Source organism: Helicobacter cetorum, from assembly GCF_900198405.1.
GTDB classification, from domain to species: Bacteria; Campylobacterota; Campylobacteria; order Campylobacterales; family Helicobacteraceae; genus Helicobacter; species Helicobacter cetorum_C.
Genome location: NZ_FZMR01000001.1, coordinates 23,560 through 41,766, shown reverse-complemented (window position 1 = coordinate 41,766; position 18,207 = coordinate 23,560). Strand labels below are relative to the sequence as shown.

Here is an 18,207-nt window from a genome sequence, read left to right as displayed (position 1 = left end):
AATGATAAAAAAAAGCTTTATATTGTTTTAGGCTCTTTTTTATTTTTGGTTATTTTAATTGTCGTTCTTAGCTTGTTTATGGGGCATAAAGAACCTCAAAAAACCTCTCAAAAAACTCTTGCAACCTCTATAAAGCCAAGCAATGATAACGCTAAGAATGAAAACGAAAAAGAAGACAAGGAAAAGGCTGAAAACCTTAATTTGCCCGATTTAATGGGCGAGGGAGCATTTTCTTCTAATGAATCTAAAGAACGCCAAGTGGATGCTATGATAAAAAAGGCTAGTATTTTATATGAGCAAGGGCAAAAAAATGAGGCGTTGCATTTATTTGATAAAATCGCCTCGTTTTCACAAAGCATTGCAAGTCATAATTTGGGGGTGATTAAGTTTAAAGAAAAAGATCTTAATGGAGCATTAGATTTGTTTGATTCTAGCATTGCTTCAAAAGAAAATGCGAGTGCGAGTGCGATTGATGCGTTAGTTACGGCTTATCATTTACAAGATGCGGATTTATATTATCATTATCTAAAAATTGCAAGAGATACCTTATACAAAGACTACAAAAAGTCTTTTTATTCCTATGCGTATGCGCTCAAATCCTATTATGCTGAAGAATATTTTGAAGCTCTTTCGCCTTTAATGCACCCTAATTCAAACGCCTTTTTAAAACCTAACGCACGCTTAGCGTCTAAATTGTTTTTGATGTTTAAAGATGAAAAGAATGCTTATGAAAATTTACAAAAAAGTGCCAAGACTAAAGATGAGCTTGCTTTAGGGCTATTGCAAGCTCGTTTGGGAAATTATGATGAGGCACTAGAGCATTTAAAGCGGTTTTTGCAACATTATCCTAATGACTTAAACGCTTTAATGGCAACTGAAATTGTGAGCTTAAAAAGAGGCGATATGTCTAGTGCAAGCGAGATTTTAAAAATGGTTAGCCATAAAAAGAAACAAATCCCCTTAGCAAACTCTTTTTATCCTATTAAACCTTTGTTGAGGTCATTTTTTTTAGACAAAGAATTAGCTAAGGACTTTTTTTGGAATGATAAATATTTTCAAGGAAAAAGAGATTCTATTTATCGTATTTTGTTTTATTACGCCCCTTTTAAGATTGTGGATTCTTATGAGGCTTTAGGCGTGATTCAAGAGGGGCTATTTCTTTTGGAATCTGAAACGCAAAAGGATTTAAAAGGAGCAAGCATGGCTTTAAAACGAGGGCGCATGATTGCTTTGGCAGATAAAAATAGTCTTAAGGGATTAAAAGAGCTAGAACAAAAGCGTTTGCGAAAAGCGTTGCATTATTTCAAGCTCGCATTAAAAAATAGCCCTAACAACGCCTTGACTCATTATAATGTGGGCTTGATTTATGCGCAGTTAGAAGATTATTATAAGGCTTATTTTCATTTTTTAAGGGCTTTTCATTTAAATTCAGCAGATTATTTGAGCGCGGTTTTTGCTCTAATGGCATCGCATTTCACCCATGAAGATAATGCAGAGCTTTTGAGAGAGGTTACAGAGAATTTTTACAGCCAAGATTTTTCTAGTCCTACACAAAAAGCTTTTTTAGGCTCGTTAGTGGCTTTTTTAAATCATCGTGGTAATTGGGATATGGATTGGCTAGAGAACGCACCCAAAAAAATTCCCTTTTACTACGCTCTTCAAGCGGTGTTTGCTAAAGAAAGTAGGGATAAAAAATTAGCTATAGAGTCTTTTGCTCGCTTAAAGGCCATGATGCCAAAAGACTTGCTATCGCACATTCTTTATGAAATTATTTCTTATTATAATGCGAATATCCGCCATACTTTGAGCATTTATACGCTTTTAGATTCAAATTCTATTGATTTAGAACAAACCATGCTAGGACCTATTTTAGGGCGTAATTTTTATGCGTATATGGGGTTTATTGTGGGGGATTTAGACAAGCAAGAAAAATTGATTGAAAAAAAACTTGCAAGCTTAGAGGAGGGCGAAGAGCCTAATGACTTGTTGCAAAATTTAGCGTTAGTGAGCCTACTTCAAGGAAAATATGTCAAGGCGAGCGCGTTGTATCAAAATTTAATTGAGGGACTTAAAGATAGTGATATACGCTTAAAGATTTTAGCGAGCTTAGCGCATATCGCACAAGGCAATTATAATAACGCAGTTTTATTGTTAGAGCTTGGTAAATTAGATGAGCCAAAAAATGAAGATATTCGCTATGCACTAGGGCTATTGTATCAGCAAAAAGGGGATTTAAAAGCGGCGTTAAACCATTTTTTAGCCATTAGAACTTCTAATTTTTCCTCAGATTATTTTGATTTTAAAATTGATACAGATATTTTAAAAAAGCGTTTGGATAAAGAAAAGAAAGGCGAGTTTTTAGAATGAAACAACAAGCAATGGATTTTGAAAAAAGTATTTTAGAAGGGTTGAATGAGGCTCAAAAAGAGGCTGTTTTACACGCACAGGGCCCTTTATTAGTTTTAGCTGGAGCAGGAAGTGGGAAAACTAAGACCTTAACAAGCCGACTAGCTTATTTAATTGGCGTTTGTGGTGTGCCTAGTGAAAACACTTTAACGCTTACTTTTACCAATAAAGCAAGCTTAGAGATGAGAGAGCGAGCGAGCCATTTACTAAAAAACCAATTCCTTATCCCCCCCTTGCTTTGCACTTTCCATCGGTTTGGCTTGCTATTTTTACGCCAGCACATGCATTTATTAAAACGAGCTTGTGATTTTGCTTTAATGGATGCTGATGATAGCAAGTCGCTTTGCAAACAGCTTAAAATCTCAGCGTATCGTGAGAGCATTTCAAAAATCAAAAACCACATTTTAGACCTAGATATGCAAGATAAAGAATGCCAAAAAGCCTATGAAATGTATCAAAACGCCTTAGAAAAAGACAATCTCGTGGATTTTGATGATTTATTGGCATTGAGTTTTAAGATTTTACAAGATAACCCTTCGCTCGCCCATCAATTAAGCGAACGCTACAATTATATTATGGTAGATGAATATCAAGATACCAACCGCTTGCAATTTGAATTATTAGAATTATTGTGTTCTAGGCATGATAATTTATGCGTAGTGGGCGATGATGACCAAAGCATTTATGGCTGGAGAGGGGCTGATATTTCTAATATTTTAAATTTTTCTCAATATTTTAAGGATACTAAAATCATTAAATTAGAGCAAAATTACCGCTCAAGCACTGAGATTTTAGAATGCGCTAATAAGCTTATTAAGCATAATGAATGCCGTCATCAAAAAACCTTAATCAGCCATAAAGGCGCTCATAAAGCTGTAGAATGTCAAGAATTTCTCACTCAAAAAGAAGAGAGTTTAGCTATCGCACACACCATTAAGGCTTGGAGCAATCAAGGCGATAGCTTAGAAGACATAGCCATTTTATACCGCTTGAATGGATTAAGTCGTAGCATTGAAGAGAGTTTAAACGCCCTAAACATTCCTTATAGATTAGTAGGAGCGGTGAGTTTTTATGAAAGAGCAGAGATTAAAGACGCATTAGCCTATATGCGTTTAATCAATAATAAAAATGAGCGTTTTTTCCTAAAACGCATTTTAAATAAGCCTGCTAGAGGGATTGGGAAAAAAACCCAAGAATTAGTTTTTGACACCTTAGAAAAGGAGCAAATTGGCTTAGAAGAGGCGTTAAAAAAGAATGTGTTTCAAGGTGTGCTAAGCGTTAAAAACGAGCGGATTTTAAAGAATTTTATGGCTTTAATAGAGCGTTTAAAAGAACATTTTGATTTTTCTATTGAGAGGTTTTGTAATTCTTTTTTAGAAGAAACCAATCTTATGCAAAGCTATGAAAAAGAAGATAATTACGAAGAAAGACAAGGTTTTGTAGAAGAATTATTGGGGCTATTGAAAGAGTATTTTAAAGAAAACCCAGAAAATTCATTGCAAGATTTTTTAAACGAGAGCGCTTTGGATAATCAAGCTCCTACTGATTGTGGCAAAGTGAGTTGCATGAGCGTGCATATGAGTAAGGGTTTGGAATTTAAGCGTGTGTTTGTGATTGGCTTAGAAGAAGGGTTTTTCCCTCATGGGAGTTTTTACAAAGATTTTAATGATAATGAAAATAATTTAGAAGAAGAGCGCCGTTTAGCTTATGTGGCTATCACTAGAGCTAAGGAGGAATTGCACCTTTCTTATGTCAAGGAGCGCTTGTATTTTGGGCGTAGAACCCCTTGCATGCCATCTTTATTTTTAAAAGAGGCAGGGTTATTAACTGATAAAGAAAATATGTCTGTCATTAGAGTGGGGGATTTAGTGAGCCATAAGATTTTTGGCATAGGAAGAGTGCTTGCTATAGAAAATAATCTTCACACTCAAAGCATGAAAGTGAATTTTGGGGGGCGTATCCAAAGGGTTATGCAAGGGTTTTTAGAAAAAGTTAGGGAGGGATTTTGAAAATTCTTGTTGTTTTTGTAATGCTTTTAAAGGGGTTATTAGCCCTAGACTTAAGCGCACTTAAAGAGGATATTAAGGGGCAATACCTTAAAGCGTATAAAACTTTGGATTTAAAAATTGATGCGATTGAATTGAAAGTGCCAGAACGCTTTGCAAACGCTGTTTTAGAAAGCTATGATTTAGGCTCTAAAGACACGCTTAAAAAAGATGGCGTTGTGTTTTTAAACTTAAAAATACAAAATGAGCCAAATTTACGCTTGCCGGTGCGCTATAGCGTAATAGGGAGCATTCAAGCTTTTAAAAGCTCTAGCGTGATTAAAAAAGATGAAAATATCACTTCAAATAATACCATTCAAACACGCATTAATTTTGGCTCTGTAGAAAGCCCTTTAATTATTCAGTCTATCAACCAAGCAAGCGCTAAAGTCTATATCGCACCCAACACGATTTTAACCGCAAGTAAAATCCAGCCCTTAATTATCGTGCGTAAAAATGATATGATTATGGGCGTATTAAAAGAGGGGCGTATCACGCTAGAGATAAATTTGCAAGCCTTAGAAAATGGCTCATTAAATCAAATTATTCAAGCCAAGAATTTAGAAAGCAATAAAATTCTAAAAGTGCGTGTGTTAAATAACTCTAAAGTTCAAATATTATAAAGGAATGATAATGAAATTAGTTTTAGGCATTAGTGGGGCAAGCGGAATACCCCTAGCCTTGCGGTTTTTAGAAAAATTACCCAAAGAGCTTGAAGTGTTTGTGGTGGCTTCTAAAAACGCTCATATTGTAGCCCTAGAAGAATCTCAAATCAACCTAAAAACCGCCTTAAAAGATTTACGCCCTAATGCCACATTCTTTAACGAACAAGACATTCATGCGAGCATTTCATCAGGGAGCTATGGGGTTGATAAAATGGCGATTATTCCAGCGAGTATGGATATGGTAGCAAAAATCGCTCATGGCTTTTCTGGGGATTTAATCTCTAGGGCTGCGTCTGTTATGCTTAAAGAAAAACGCCCTTTACTCATTGCCCCTAGAGAAATGCCTCTAAGTGATATTATGTTAGAAAATTTGCTAAAACTCGCTCGCTCTAATGCGATTATTTCACCCCCTATGATGACTTATTACACCCAAAGTAAAACCTTAGAAAGCATGCAAGATTTTTTAGTGGGGAAGTGGTTTGATAGTTTAGGCATAGAGAATGATTTATACCCACGATGGGGAGTGTTAAGCTAATGCAAAAAGTAGGCATTTATCCGGGAACTTTTGACCCTGTAACTAATGGGCATGTGGATATTATCCATCGCTCAAGTGAATTGTTTGAAAAGCTTATTGTAGCCGTAGCTAATTCTAGTGCTAAAAAGCCCATGTTTAGTTTAGAAGAACGCTTAGAGATGATACAACTTGCCACAAAAAGTTTCAAAAATGTAGAGTGCGTGAGTTTTAATGGGCTATTAGCCAATTTTGCCAAAGAGTATCATTGTAAGGTGCTTGTAAGGGGTTTAAGAGTGGTGAGTGATTTTGAATACGAATTGCAAATGGGTTATGCGAACAAATCTTTAAATAACGAGTTAGAAACGATTTACTTCATGCCCACTTTACAAAACGCTTTCATTAGCTCTTCTATTGTGCGTTCTATCATTATTCACAAAGGCGATGCGAGCCATTTAGTGCCTAAAGAAATCCACCCCCTTATTTTAAAGGCTTAAGAATGTATGTAACTATAGAAGGTATTGATGGTGCGGGTAAAAGCACTCAAATAGAACTATTAAAAACGCATTTTAAAAACGCCCATATCACTAAAGAGCCGGGTGGGACAAAAATAGGCGAGAGTTTAAGACATCTTGTTTTAAATGAAAATTTAAGCGAATTAGCTAGAGCGTTTTTATTCTTGAGTGATAGAGCCGAACATATAGAAAGCATAATCAAACCCGCCTTAAAAGAAAACAACCTCATCATTAGTGATAGAAGTTTAATCTCTGGCATGGCTTATAGCGAGCTTTCAAGCTTAGAATTAAATCTTTTAGCCACGCAAAATATCTTGCCCCAAAAAATCATTCTTTTACTCATAGATGAAGAGAGTTTAAAACAGCGTTTGAGTCTTAAAAGCTTGGATAAAATAGAAAATCAAGGCACAGAAAAATTACTTAATATCCAGCAACGCCTAAAAGAGAAAGCCTATTTGTTAAAAGAAAAGTTTGGGTGCGAAATTTTAGAACTTGATGCTAAGAAAAGCATAGAAAACTTACACCAACAAATAGTAGCCTTTATTGAATGCGTTGTCTAACTTGTTTAAAACTCTCTTTCAAACCCCTTTGTCAAAGTTGCTTGAATGACTTGCCCTTACAATTAAAAGTAAGGGTTTTAGAAGGCATAAGCGTATATAGCTTTTATGCCTATAGTGAAGTAGAAGACTTAATCAAAAGCAAGTATTCTTTGATAGGCTCTCGCCTTTTGCCCTTGCTCTCTCAAAAAGCTAGCACAGAGTTTTTAAAAATCTTAAAAGAAAAAAATTTAAACACAGCCCTTTATGGCATTGCTATTGATGATAGAGTGAAGTCTTTTTACTCACACTCTGCCGTGCTTTTAAAAGCTTTTTGTAAAAACAATCTAAAAGCCACTTATGGGAATTTAAGAGCCTCTAATTCTATCACTTACGCAGGTAAAAGCCTAGAATTTCGCACCTCTAACCCACGCAATTTCATTTTCAAAGGCGATAAAACCTTAGATTACTTCTTATTAGATGATATTATCACCACCGGCACCACCCTAAAAGAAGCCCTAAGCTATCTTAAAAATTTGAATGTAAAAGTGCATTTTGCTATCGCACTAGCTGATGCAGATGAATAAGCTATAATTAAAATTTTTTAACAAGGAAAAACATGCAAGCGTTTAAACTAGAAGATGACATTAACGACTATATCAAAAAAGAATTAGAAAATTTAGGCTTAGTTAAAAATAAGGACTTCAATATTGAAGGAAAAATGAGCGATAGCTTAAAAAACGCCCTAAAAAATGCGAGTAAAACCGAAAATAAAGCCTCCTTTGGCCGCCCTGATTTTAGTTTAGAAAACTATCATGCTAAAGACAATAAAGAAAATATCATTCCTGTAGTGATAGAAAACAAACTTTATTCTAAATTTTTAAAAGCCCTTAATTCAAGAGATAGCACCCTAAAAAGCGATGAAACTTCTATTTCTAAATATGCTGTGAATGGGGCTTTACACTATGCTAAAAGCATTCTTAGGGATAAAGACAAGTATAAAGAATGTATCGCTATAGGCATTGCTGGTGATGATATAGAAAACATTTTAATAGAAGTGTATTATGTGTTTGCAAGTGGAACTAATTCGCACAAATTAACCCATGCTTCAAACTTGCATTTTTTAGAAAACCAACAATCGTTTGATGACTTTTATAAAGAATGCACGCTCAGTGAAGAAGAAAAGCATTTAATCTTAATTAAAAGCAAAGAACAGCTTAATGATATGGCTAAAAAGCTTAACCGCCTCATGCACAACCATAACATCACCGCCCCTCAACGAGTGCTATATGTAAGCGGTATGCTTTTATCTATGCAAGAGATTAAAGACAAAAAAGAGGGTTTAAAACCTAGCGATTTAAAAGGCCATTTAACCGACACAAGCAGAGACAGCGTTTTAATTGTCAATCAAATTGGAGACTTTTTAAGCGCTAAAAGCCTAGACAAAGAAAAAAGAGAGCTAATGCTAGCTAGTTTTAAAGAAATCAGCAAGGACCCTCAAAGAGATAAAAAAACCGCTCTTGATAAAGCTATAAGCACGCATTTAGCCCAAGATGCAAGCATTACCAAACAAATTTTTTCGTTTCTCTATGAATTTGTCCATAAGCCCATTAACGAGAGCGATAATACCGGGCATTTAGACATCATGGGCGAACTCTATAGCGAATTTTTAAAATACGCACTAGGCGATGGTAAAGAGCTAGGCATTGTTTTAACCCCTCCTTATGTAACTAAAATGATGAGCCAACTTTTAGGGGTTAATGCTAATTCTAAGGTTATGGACTTAGCGGCAGGCTCAGCAGGATTTTTAATTTCTTCTATGGTGTTAATGATTGAAGATATTGAAAAAGCCGGTAAAAATACAACTACCAAAGAAAGAATAGAAAAAATGAAAAAATCCCAACTTCTAGGCGTAGAACTCAACGCTGAAATGTTTTCTCTAGCGACCACGAACATGATTTTAAGAGGTGATGGCTCAAGTTTAATCATTAAAGGCAACACTTTTGAAACAAACGCACAAATTTTTAAAGACTTTAAGCCTGACATTCTTTTATTGAACCCGCCTTTTAGTTACGAGCAAAATGGTATGCCTTTTATCAAGTTTGGCTTAGAACATATGCAAAAAGGCGGTCTTGGAGCGATAATTATCCAAGATAGCGCAGGAAGCGGACAAGCTTTGCAAACTAATAAAGAGATTTTGAAAAAGCACACCTTAATAGCAAGCATTAAAATGCCAACAGACCTTTTTATGCCTATGGCAGGCGTGCAAACGAGCATTTATATTTTCAAAGCCCACATTCCGCATGACTATGAAAAGTTAGTTAAATTCATAGATTTTAGAAACGATGGCTTTAAACGCACTAAAAGAGGCTTAAATGAAATAAGCGAACCTTTTAGGCGCTATAATGAAATCATTCAAATTTATAAAGCCGGCTTGAAAGCTCAAGTTTCTAAAGAATTATGGGGCGATTTAGAAAAAATCTATACAGAAGATTTTATCGCTAAAGCTAATGAGAATAAACACGCTAAAGACTTTAATTTTGAAGCCCACCAAAAGAATGAGACTAAGCCTGCATTAGAAGACTTTAAAAAGACCATTAGCGATTATTTAGCCTATGAAGTGAGCTTGATTTTAAAGAGTAATACGCCGGGAAAGTCCTAAGCCCCATTAGTAGCACACTCAACGCTATTAAGTGGGGCGAGTTTAAATTAGGGGATTTGTTTGAGATGGAGCGTGGCACTCGCCTAACAAAAGCTAACAGAATTAAGGGGACTAGACCATTAGTAACCGCAGGGTATGAAAACTATGGGGTTGCAGAATGTATCAGCAATCAAGAACAGAAAATTTTTAAGGGTAACACAATCACTATTGATATGTTTGCGAACGCTTTTTATCGTTACAGCGAATATAGTGCGGACGATAACATCTTAGTTTTAACCCCAAAATTTACAATGAGCCATAGAATAGGGCTATGTATCACAACTAGGATTAACACAATTTTAAAAGCTAAATTTTCTTATGGCAAACAATACCGCCAAAAAGATTTTAATGTAACGATTATTTCTCTACCCCTAAAGCCCACCATCAACACTGCTACACCCACCCTAAACGATATTGACTTTAATTTCATGGAAAATTTTATAGCCGAACTTGAACAGCATCGGCTCGCCGAACTTGACGCTTACTTACAAGCTACAGGGCTACAAAACACCACTCTAACAAGCGATGAAGAAAACGCCCTAAAACTAATGGGCGAAAACGAGAGAGAGAGAGAGAGAGAGAGAGAGAGAGAGTAAAAGCGGCGTAGAATGGGAAAGCTTTAAAATCGTGGATATTTTTGAAATCAAAAATACAAAAAATATTTTAGCAAGGAATATTGTCAAAGATAGTGGGACAACCCCTTATTTGTGTGCCAGTAAAGAAAATAACGCCGTAAATTCTTATATTGCTTACAATACAGATTTTTTGGATAGGGGCGATTGTATTTTTATCGGTGGTAAAACTTTTGTGGTTACTTACCAACAAAAAGATTTTTATTCAAACGATAGCCATAATTTAGCCTTATATTTAAAAGATATGCGCTCAAAAAATAAGCTTAATCAATTATTTATGATTACTTGTATTTATAAGGCTTTAAACGATAAATATTCGTGGGGTAATAGCATAAGCAATGCTAAGATACAAAACGACAGCATTTTACTACCCACCACAAAACATGGCAACCTTGATTTTAAGTTTATGCAAAATCTCATTAACGCCTTAATGAAACACACCATTAAGGGCGTAGTGGAATATAACAATGCTAAAATCAAAGCCACAAAACTTGTGATAGAAAAAGAAAAAAGCGATAGCTTTTTAAGATAAATAATAAAGAGCTTTAAAACAAAGTTTTAAAGCGATAACTTTAAAAGCCTTGCGGGTGTTTGGGGAGTTTAAAAAGACCAAATGTCTTTTTAAACCAAAAGGGGGATAAGGACACAATGAAGAGTGTCCTAAGTCCCCCTTAAGAAATGAAAGGATTTAATCAAACGAAATTAAAAAGCAAGAAAATGAAATTTCAAGGTATAATTCTCTCCAAGAGTTTTTGCCATTTTTGCGTTTCATGGCAGTCCCTTCAGAACAATTTTCACCCCCTAATCTCTTCAAAAACTAGGGGGCGAACCGTTATTCTGCCTTAAACCCCCCTAAAAAATAAAAGAATTTTAAAAACAAAATTAAAAATAAGCCTACTAAAAGCGTGATAGAAAAAGAAAACACACAAACGAAAAAAGAGAGCTTGTTTTAAGTTTTAAGAAAGATTTTTGTAAAATTACATCTACCCCCTAGTTTTTAGCGAAGTTAGGGGGTAAAACCCATAAAAAAGGAATTGCCATGAGTAAAAAAGTGGCAAAAAACCTTTGGTTTCATTATACTTAAAATTCCCTATTTATAAGTATGGGGTTAAATTAATAGTTTTTGCACTAATTTATGGCGTTACTAAGTAAATTTTCATCTTTGGATTTTCTAAAATAAGCGTGTTTTTACCTCTTATGAGCATGAACATACCCTTAAAATTTTCCATAAATTCTAGTTCAAACGCCATTAATTCCCCATCTCTGCAAACTTTTCTTGAAATCCCGCTTTCTTCTATCTTAATATGATTGTTATCCCACCATGCATAGCTGGCAAAATAGCGGTTGCAATAGCCTCTCCCATAAATGCGCTCTTCTTTTTGGTCAAAGATAAATTCCCCCATAGAATTTTTAGGGCGTGGTTTTTTCTTAAGGAGTGCATACCAGCGTTCATACCAATGCTTTTTCTTTTCTTTTTGTTCTAATTCAGTGATTTTTTTATCTTTTGGTAAAGCGGTATTTTGGAGTGAGTCTTCATCTTCTTGGCTCTCTCTAAAAGCACTATCAGCAAGCATGGCATCAATATTGTAGGTTCTGTTATCCATGTCTATTTTTTGAATGTGCCAATTATCTGTTGCAATCTTTTTATGGTTAAACCCCTTAAAGAAAAAGCACCCCGAAAGCATGCAAGCCAACATCAAACTCATTCCAATTAATCGCACATTCAATCTATTATTCCTTGATTTAAAATTACGCACTTTTTAATGCAAAGTCTCTTTGAGAGACCCCCCCTAATTTGATAAGTTTAAATTAATGCTCGCTCTCTTTAGAGCCTTGTTCTTCAATAGCCTTTTTAAGCAAAGTAATAGCCTCTTGCACGGCTTGCTCGCTCACATGCTGGAGCGATTGAATCGCACTCTCTTGAAAATCTTGCTTGCTATCTTTATTTTTACTCACTTCCATTGTTTTATTTTCCAAGCTAGAAATATTTTCATGCTTAATAATAACTCCTGAATGTGAATGGCCTTTTACGCTAATATCATATCCAAGCGCAAATTCTGCTTTATACTTAGAATTATCCCCTTCTAAGATAGAGAAAGAAAGAATAGTAAAACGCACCGCATAAATTGGCACTTTCATGCCATATGGAGGTAAAGCAACGCTTAAGCATGCTTTTTGTGCCTCTTGCATAAACATTGTTTTGAGCATGTTGCGAGGTAAATCTACCCATTTTTGATGCTTTCCATGCGTGATTTGTCCATCTTTTGCTTTAAAAACAATTTCTTTAGTATTGAATAAATCCGCACTTAGAATGCTCACTAAACCGACTTCAGCCAATTGTTTGGTGCATTTTTCTTCAGCAAAAGAGCTTGCATTCAAATCATAGGATTTAATTTCTGGTAACACTTGCCTTAGATTTAAATTCAAGCAACCTCCAAGCGATAATGCTAATACCGATGAGAGTGAGAATAACTTTAAATAAGTAGCTCTCATATTTACTTCCTTTCTCCAAAAATGGTTTTATAAGGGTCAGCGTCAAATTTGTCTATCAGCATTGACCCTTTTTGCACAAAATTATCAATATTTCTTAGGCTTAACTCTGCTTGTATAATCAATGGAGTTAGCATAGTTTTAAAGTCATATTGCCCTTGTTTAACCCGCAAATCCACATTATAGACCAAGTCATTAGCATTCTTTGCTATGGAGTCAATCGTGCCTTTCATGCTATCAATATTGGTTACAATATCATCTACAGAAGTTAGAATATGCTTAACTTTTTGCACATTTTCATCATCAAGCATTCTATCTACATTTTTAATGATTTTCATTACTTCCTTAACCATATGGTCTGCATCGCCGGCTAAACGACCCATAAGCCCTTCTTTGAAAATCAAAACTCTTTCATCTTTTCCTGTATAAAATTCTTCATTTTTACTTTGTTCTAAGGCTAAATATTTTAATCCCATAAGACCTTGCGAAGAAACCATTACCGTGGAGTCTTTACGCACTTTAACGCTAGAATCAATCATTAATTCTAAACGCACTACCCCCACTTTCCCTTTTGCAAAGCCTACTTTAATAACATTTCCTACTTGAATCCCTTTATAGCTAATGGGCGAATTGGTAGAAATTCCGCCTAATTCTTTATCAGTATAAACAATATATTTTTGATATTTTCCATCTTCTAAGCCCACATGACCAAGCCATAAAATAAAGCCCACCATGCAAACCAAGCACAAAAAGAAAAGACCACCAATTAAGGTGTAATTTACATGCCTTTCCAAAATTTCTCTCCTCGTGTTGAATTGAATAAATTCCCCTCGTCCAAACCTTGAGTTTGGGCTTTTTTAACAAAAGCCTCTAAATCTCCGTTAAACTCTAATAGTCCGTCTTTCAGCATGATAAATCTATCCACACAATCATGCACAGTGTCTAAATCGTGCGTAATCATCACTACCGTGAGTTGCAAACTCTCTCTAAGTGTCATAATCAATTCATCAAATTTACCCGCACTATAGGGGTCTAGCCCACTTGTTGGCTCATCTAAAAATAAAATTTCAGGGTTAGTTGCCATAGCTCTTGCTAGACCCACACGCTTTTTCATACCCCCACTTAATTCATAGGGATAGAGATGATAAGCCCTAGTAGGCAAGCCCACTTTTTCAATCCACATTTTAGAAATTTCTTCAATAATCTTTTTAGAATAAGAGCTATATTTTTCTAGCATAATACCCACATTTTCTAAAACGGTAAGCGAGCTATACAACGCTCCAAACTGAAAGCAAATGCCACAACGATTAAAAATTCTTAGTTGCTCTTCATCTTTGAGTTTCCATATATCTTCCCCAAAGAGTAGCACCTCCCCTTTTACAGGGCGATTGAGTAAAATCATACTCCTTAAAAGAGTGCTTTTACCACTCCCTGAACCCCCAAGAATAGCCATAACTTCGCCCTTATGGACATTAAAGCTCACGCCTCTATGAATAATAGTGCTACCAAAAGCATTATGGATATTCTTAACTTCAATTAAGATTTCATTGCTTGTTCTATCCATTTTAAATATCCAATTTAGAAAAAATAATGGAGAATATTGCGTTTAAGAAAATTATCCAAAACAAAGCATTTACAACGCTAATAGTAGTCAAACGCCCAATACTCTCAGTATCGCCCTTAACTTCAAAGCCACGCATACACCCAACCATAGCAATAGCAAAGCCCCAAAAAGGTGCTTTCACAATGCCTATCCAAAAATGACTCCAACTCACCGTATCATGCAGTCTGTCTACATAATGTGAAAAAGTCAATCCTAATTGGTATTTAATCGCAAACATACCTCCAAGGAGCGCGAACGCATCAGCAATAAATACCATTAGAGGTAAGACAATCACTAAGGCTAAGACCCGAGGTAGAACCAAAAATTCAAAAGGGCTAAAACCCATAGTTTTCATAGCGTCTAATTCTTCAGTGATTTTCATCACTCCAATTTGAGCGGTAAAGCTACTTGCACTACGCCCTGCAATAACAAGGGTCAAAATAAAGGGGCCAATCTCTCTTAGGGCAAGCTTAGCTGTCATCTCTACGGCTGTCAAAGGCACGCCCATTTCTTGCAACTCTAATGCCCCTTGTAAAGCAATAGCAAAACCCACAATAAACACCGTCAAAATACTTACCGGTAAGACTTTAAAACCAGATTCATTGATATGATATACTAAAGGCGTGAAACAAAAACGCTTAGGGTTCATAACTCCCTTAGCAAAATAGAATAAAATCATGCCACAGAAATTTAAGGCGTTTAAAAAAGTATCACAAAATTCTACAACGCCTCTACCCATTTTAGTGAATAGCAATTCTCGTCTTGCTTTGGTCTTTTTAGAGTTAAGCTCTTCTTCGCTTTGTCCAATCCAATCTTGCACTACTTTAAGCGCACAAGCATTGGTTTCGCACACATTGCATAGCTCAATATTTAAGCGGTGTGTCTTAATCAAATCAAACAAAAACATGCCAAAGACAAAATCCACATTCTTGCAAGAAGAAAGGTCAATTTTTAAATGCCCTTTATTTTTCAATAAAGCGTCTTTAAGCTCCCCTAAAAGCTTAGCACTTGTTCTAAAATTCCAATCCCCCCTCAAAACCAATACAGAATCAGTGCCTTCTTTGGCAATCTCTAAAAAACTTTGTGTTTCTATTCCCATAAAAATATGCTCTCTACTCAAATAAAATTTATTTAGTAAATATCGCTTAACTTGCACTTGTAAAACTATTTTAACACAAAATAGTATAAACTAACGCAATAAAATTCTATCAATCTAAAGGCGGAATTATTTCTAAAGTGTTTAAACAATCCGTTTTTTTTCCATGCCTTTTGCTCCTATTGGGTATTCTTGTGCCACAAGCTTATGGTATTACTGAGTCTAAAGCAACTAAAAAAGTCGTTTATAGACATAAAAAAGCCCATGAGGCTTTGTATAAAAGTATTGTTAACCGCCAAAGGCTCACTCGTAAAAAAAGCGGTTGGTATTTTTTGGTAGGCTTTGGCGTTTTAGATGCTATCAAAGACTATAAGGGTAAAGAAGTCAAAAATTTTATCGCCACACTCAATTTAAAAACCGGTGTGCAAACTTTTTTTAAAAAATATGTAGGCGTGAGAGGGTTTTTTGCATGGGATTTAGGCACAGGAAAGGTCAATTACCAAAGCCATAAAGACCCTACAAACTCCTTTTTTACCATGCTTTCAGTGGGCATGGATATTATTATGGAGTTTCCTTTAGGAAGTTATAAATATTATTTAGGAGCGTTTGGGGGTGCTGGAGGAGGCGTGGTTGTCTATGCGGATAATGAAAATTTTAGGCTCATAAAACATGGTGCTTATGCAGGGGGGCTTACTATAGATGGAGGTATAACGCTCGCTCTTTTTTTAAGGCATCGCATTGAATGGGGGTTTAAAATCTTGCCCACAGCTCGCATGCTTTCAAAATCTGAACGCTTTGAAACTTCAGCTATGTTTTATATGTCATATAACTACAAATTTTAATAAGATTAAATTCTATAAAATACCAAACACTAACAGCCATCTGAAATCCATTTTGTAAAAATAATTACAAAAGGTAACTTTTTATTTTAATATTATTTTTGATAATTTCTTAATGAAAAGCCCTAAAACACGCCTATTGGCCTTTTGCTTTCTCATTTAAAATTAAATGATAGTAATAAAAACAAACAGAAAGTTAATACAAATAAAGATTTTAATTACCTAAAAGTTTTTGTCAATAAAGCTAATTTATTAAATAACGCTTTAGAAAAGCCTCTAATGGATAGCTATCTTAATGAATTGAATAATATCGCTAGTGAAACGCACAGCCAAGATGCTATGAACAGCCTTAAGAGTATTGCAGAGCAGTTTCAAAGCATCAACACTCTTATAAATAATCAAGCAAATCCCGGTGGGTGTGCATGGAATAGTGGCTACACAGCCCAAGTCGCTAACAGCACGGACAATTTAAGCACAGGGTGTAACCAAACTCTAGCGATAAACATTATCTCTAGCGATTTAAAAACCAAGCTAGAAACCTTACAAAACACTCTTACAGAAGATTTAAAAAATCTCCCTCTAGCTAATGCGACTAATAATGACGCTAAAAACTCCTACACCCAAATTTTAGAAACCATGAAAAATCAAGTTGATGGCATTCTAAACGCTAACACATTAAGCAATCTTATGGTCTATCTCAGTGGTATCGCTAATGCTAGTAATGCTAGTGCCTCGCAAATGACCATACAAGACCCAAGCACCATCAACAATCAAATCACTAATGCTGCTAGTGTTTCTAGTGGGGCTAAAATCGCTGCTACTGAACAAGACGCTGTTAATCAAACTCTTAAAGCTATTGAAAAGTTTCAAACAAATAATCCTAACTACACTTTTGAAGGTAACACCACTTTGCAAAATCTTTTTAATTCTCAAAATCAAGGTAGTATCTACTACCAGCTAAACAACCAAGCCACTTTGCAAAGTGAAACTATTAAAAACGCCTATACTACTATTAACACGAGCTATACAAGTGCTAATGGACTGCAAAGTATTTTGGACAACAACAACTTGATATATTCAATTAATCAAGCCATTACAGCCAACACGCTTAAACAACTAGGCATTACAAACCAAACTAATTTTAAAGAGTATGCTAATTTTGTTGTGAATGAATTACAGCAGGCAAGCCAAGGCTCTACAACCATCACTATTGCAGACCTTACTAATAATATTAATAATATGGTAAGACTTGTGCAAGTGATGATGAACTCTGATGGTTCTGGCATTCTTAAAAACTACACTCAAAGCTTGCAGGGCTTTATCACGGATTTAAATAATGCCCAATCCAATCTAAACAACGCCTCTATGTCAAAAACTATCAATAATATTTTAAGCACTATTAGCAATCAAACCTCCAGCGTGCAAGTTTTTAGCCAAAACTTATCCCAACTACTTGCTAGTGATAAGACCACGGACTTGAGCCAATTAAAGTCCTTTATCCAAGAAATCAATCAAAAAATGGAATCTTTAGAAAGTAGCATACAATCTCACACAGAAACTAGAGCGTTTTATCAATATAATGCAGGGGTTTCCAAACAGCAAGGCATTGCTAATGGAGTTGGCTTTTCCATAGGATACAAGCAATTTTTTGGACAGCAACGATTCTTTGGCTTGCGTTATTATGGCTTTTTTGATTATAACCATGCCTCTATTGGAGGAACTGCCAATCAAGTAACGACTAATATCTATACTTATGGTGTGGGGACTGATTTGCTTTATAACTTCTTTAGAAAGACTTTTGTGAGTAAGGCTATCAATGTGGGAGTTTTTGGAGGTATTCAAATCGCTGGCAACACATGGGAAAGCTCTTTGAATAATCAAATCAAATCTCAATGGAGCTCTAAAGCTATCAACCCCACTAATTTCCAATTCTTATTCAACTTAGGTTTTAGAACAAATTTTGCCTCTTTAGTGAGCCAAAAGTTTGGTTCTAAGGGGTTTTTCACCGGTAGGACTATCCAACAAGGCGTTGAATTTGGTGTAAAAATCCCTACTATCAACCAACAATATTTTAAAAGCCAAGGTGCGAATTTAGAATACAGAAGACTTTATTCTTTCTATGTGAATTATGTTGTCGGCTTTTAAGGTTTAACACCCTTTTTTAGAGG

16 protein-coding genes and 1 pseudogene are annotated in these 18,207 nt (G+C 35.4%); 12 read left to right on the top strand and 5 right to left on the bottom strand.

The window, feature by feature from the left end:
- Nucleotides 1–186 precede the first annotated feature (186 nt).
- From C6H25_RS00215 to C6H25_RS00170, 10 genes and pseudogenes are all read left to right on the top strand, one after another.
- Nucleotides 187–2,367 (top strand): annotated as a pseudogene (locus C6H25_RS00215) (tetratricopeptide repeat protein); the annotation flags it as partial.
- Between the two features lie 11 nt (nucleotides 2,368–2,378).
- Nucleotides 2,379–4,415 carry an ATP-dependent helicase gene (locus tag C6H25_RS00210; protein WP_104747537.1) on the top strand — a complete coding sequence of 679 codons (2,037 nt, stop codon included), beginning with the start codon at nucleotides 2,379–2,381 and terminating at the stop codon, nucleotides 4,413–4,415.
- Nucleotides 4,412–5,074 carry a flagellar basal body P-ring formation chaperone FlgA gene (gene flgA / locus C6H25_RS00205; protein WP_104747477.1) on the top strand — a complete coding sequence of 221 codons (663 nt, stop codon included), beginning with the start codon at nucleotides 4,412–4,414 and terminating at the stop codon, nucleotides 5,072–5,074. Before C6H25_RS00210 ends, flgA begins: the two co-directional genes overlap by 4 nt.
- A gap of 10 nt (nucleotides 5,075–5,084) precedes the next feature.
- Nucleotides 5,085–5,651: a UbiX family flavin prenyltransferase gene (locus C6H25_RS00200; protein WP_104747476.1), complete on the top strand. Its 567-nt coding sequence runs from the start codon at nucleotides 5,085–5,087 to the stop codon at nucleotides 5,649–5,651.
- Nucleotides 5,651–6,124, top strand: a complete 474-nt coding sequence (coaD, locus tag C6H25_RS00195) for a pantetheine-phosphate adenylyltransferase (RefSeq protein ID WP_104747475.1) — start codon at nucleotides 5,651–5,653, stop codon at nucleotides 6,122–6,124. Before C6H25_RS00200 ends, coaD begins: the two co-directional genes overlap by 1 nt.
- 2 nt (nucleotides 6,125–6,126) lie before the next feature.
- A complete protein-coding gene (gene tmk / locus C6H25_RS00190; RefSeq protein WP_104747474.1) occupies nucleotides 6,127–6,702 on the top strand; it encodes a dTMP kinase in 576 nt (191 codons plus the stop codon).
- The gene (locus tag C6H25_RS00185) at nucleotides 6,690–7,265 is read left to right on the top strand and encodes a phosphoribosyltransferase family protein (protein ID WP_104747473.1); all 576 of its coding nucleotides are present in this window, start codon (nucleotides 6,690–6,692) and stop codon (nucleotides 7,263–7,265) included. Before tmk ends, C6H25_RS00185 begins: the two co-directional genes overlap by 13 nt.
- A gap of 32 nt (nucleotides 7,266–7,297) precedes the next feature.
- Nucleotides 7,298–9,340 carry an HsdM family class I SAM-dependent methyltransferase gene (locus C6H25_RS00180; RefSeq protein WP_104747472.1) on the top strand — a complete coding sequence of 681 codons (2,043 nt, stop codon included), beginning with the start codon at nucleotides 7,298–7,300 and terminating at the stop codon, nucleotides 9,338–9,340.
- A 65-nt stretch (nucleotides 9,341–9,405) separates the two neighbouring features.
- Nucleotides 9,406–9,975, top strand: coding sequence for a restriction endonuclease subunit S (locus C6H25_RS00175; protein WP_233707292.1), 570 nt, complete (start codon nucleotides 9,406–9,408; stop codon nucleotides 9,973–9,975).
- Nucleotides 9,976–10,006: 31 nt separating this feature from the next.
- A complete protein-coding gene (locus C6H25_RS00170) occupies nucleotides 10,007–10,543 on the top strand; it encodes a type II restriction endonuclease (protein ID WP_233707291.1) in 537 nt (178 codons plus the stop codon).
- 601 nt (nucleotides 10,544–11,144) lie between these two features.
- On the opposite strand, the gene C6H25_RS00165 is transcribed toward C6H25_RS00170, so the two are convergent.
- The 5 genes from C6H25_RS00165 to C6H25_RS00145 all read right to left on the bottom strand — a co-directional run bounded on the left by C6H25_RS00165 (nucleotide 11,145) and on the right by C6H25_RS00145 (nucleotide 15,203).
- A complete protein-coding gene (locus C6H25_RS00165) occupies nucleotides 11,145–11,738 on the bottom strand; it encodes an META domain-containing protein (RefSeq protein WP_104747469.1) in 594 nt (197 codons plus the stop codon).
- Nucleotides 11,739–11,820: 82 nt separating this feature from the next.
- Nucleotides 11,821–12,504, bottom strand: a complete 684-nt coding sequence (locus C6H25_RS00160) for a hypothetical protein (RefSeq protein ID WP_104747468.1) — start codon at nucleotides 12,502–12,504, stop codon at nucleotides 11,821–11,823.
- 2 nt (nucleotides 12,505–12,506) lie between these two features.
- Nucleotides 12,507–13,295: an MlaD family protein gene (locus C6H25_RS00155; RefSeq protein WP_104747467.1), complete on the bottom strand. Its 789-nt coding sequence runs from the start codon at nucleotides 13,293–13,295 to the stop codon at nucleotides 12,507–12,509.
- A complete protein-coding gene (locus tag C6H25_RS00150) occupies nucleotides 13,280–14,065 on the bottom strand; it encodes an ABC transporter ATP-binding protein (protein WP_104747466.1) in 786 nt (261 codons plus the stop codon). The genes C6H25_RS00155 and C6H25_RS00150 overlap by 16 nt, the downstream gene beginning before the upstream one ends.
- A gap of 1 nt (nucleotide 14,066) precedes the next feature.
- Nucleotides 14,067–15,203, bottom strand: coding sequence for an ABC transporter permease (locus C6H25_RS00145; protein ID WP_104747465.1), 1,137 nt, complete (start codon nucleotides 15,201–15,203; stop codon nucleotides 14,067–14,069).
- Nucleotides 15,204–15,340: 137 nt separating this feature from the next.
- Between C6H25_RS00145 and C6H25_RS00140 the strand changes: the two genes are divergently transcribed.
- A complete protein-coding gene (locus tag C6H25_RS00140) occupies nucleotides 15,341–16,042 on the top strand; it encodes an outer membrane beta-barrel protein (protein WP_104747464.1) in 702 nt (233 codons plus the stop codon).
- A gap of 144 nt (nucleotides 16,043–16,186) precedes the next feature.
- Nucleotides 16,187–18,184: an outer membrane protein gene (locus C6H25_RS00135; protein WP_104747463.1), complete on the top strand. Its 1,998-nt coding sequence runs from the start codon at nucleotides 16,187–16,189 to the stop codon at nucleotides 18,182–18,184.
- The last annotated feature ends 23 nt before the right edge of the window (nucleotides 18,185–18,207 follow it).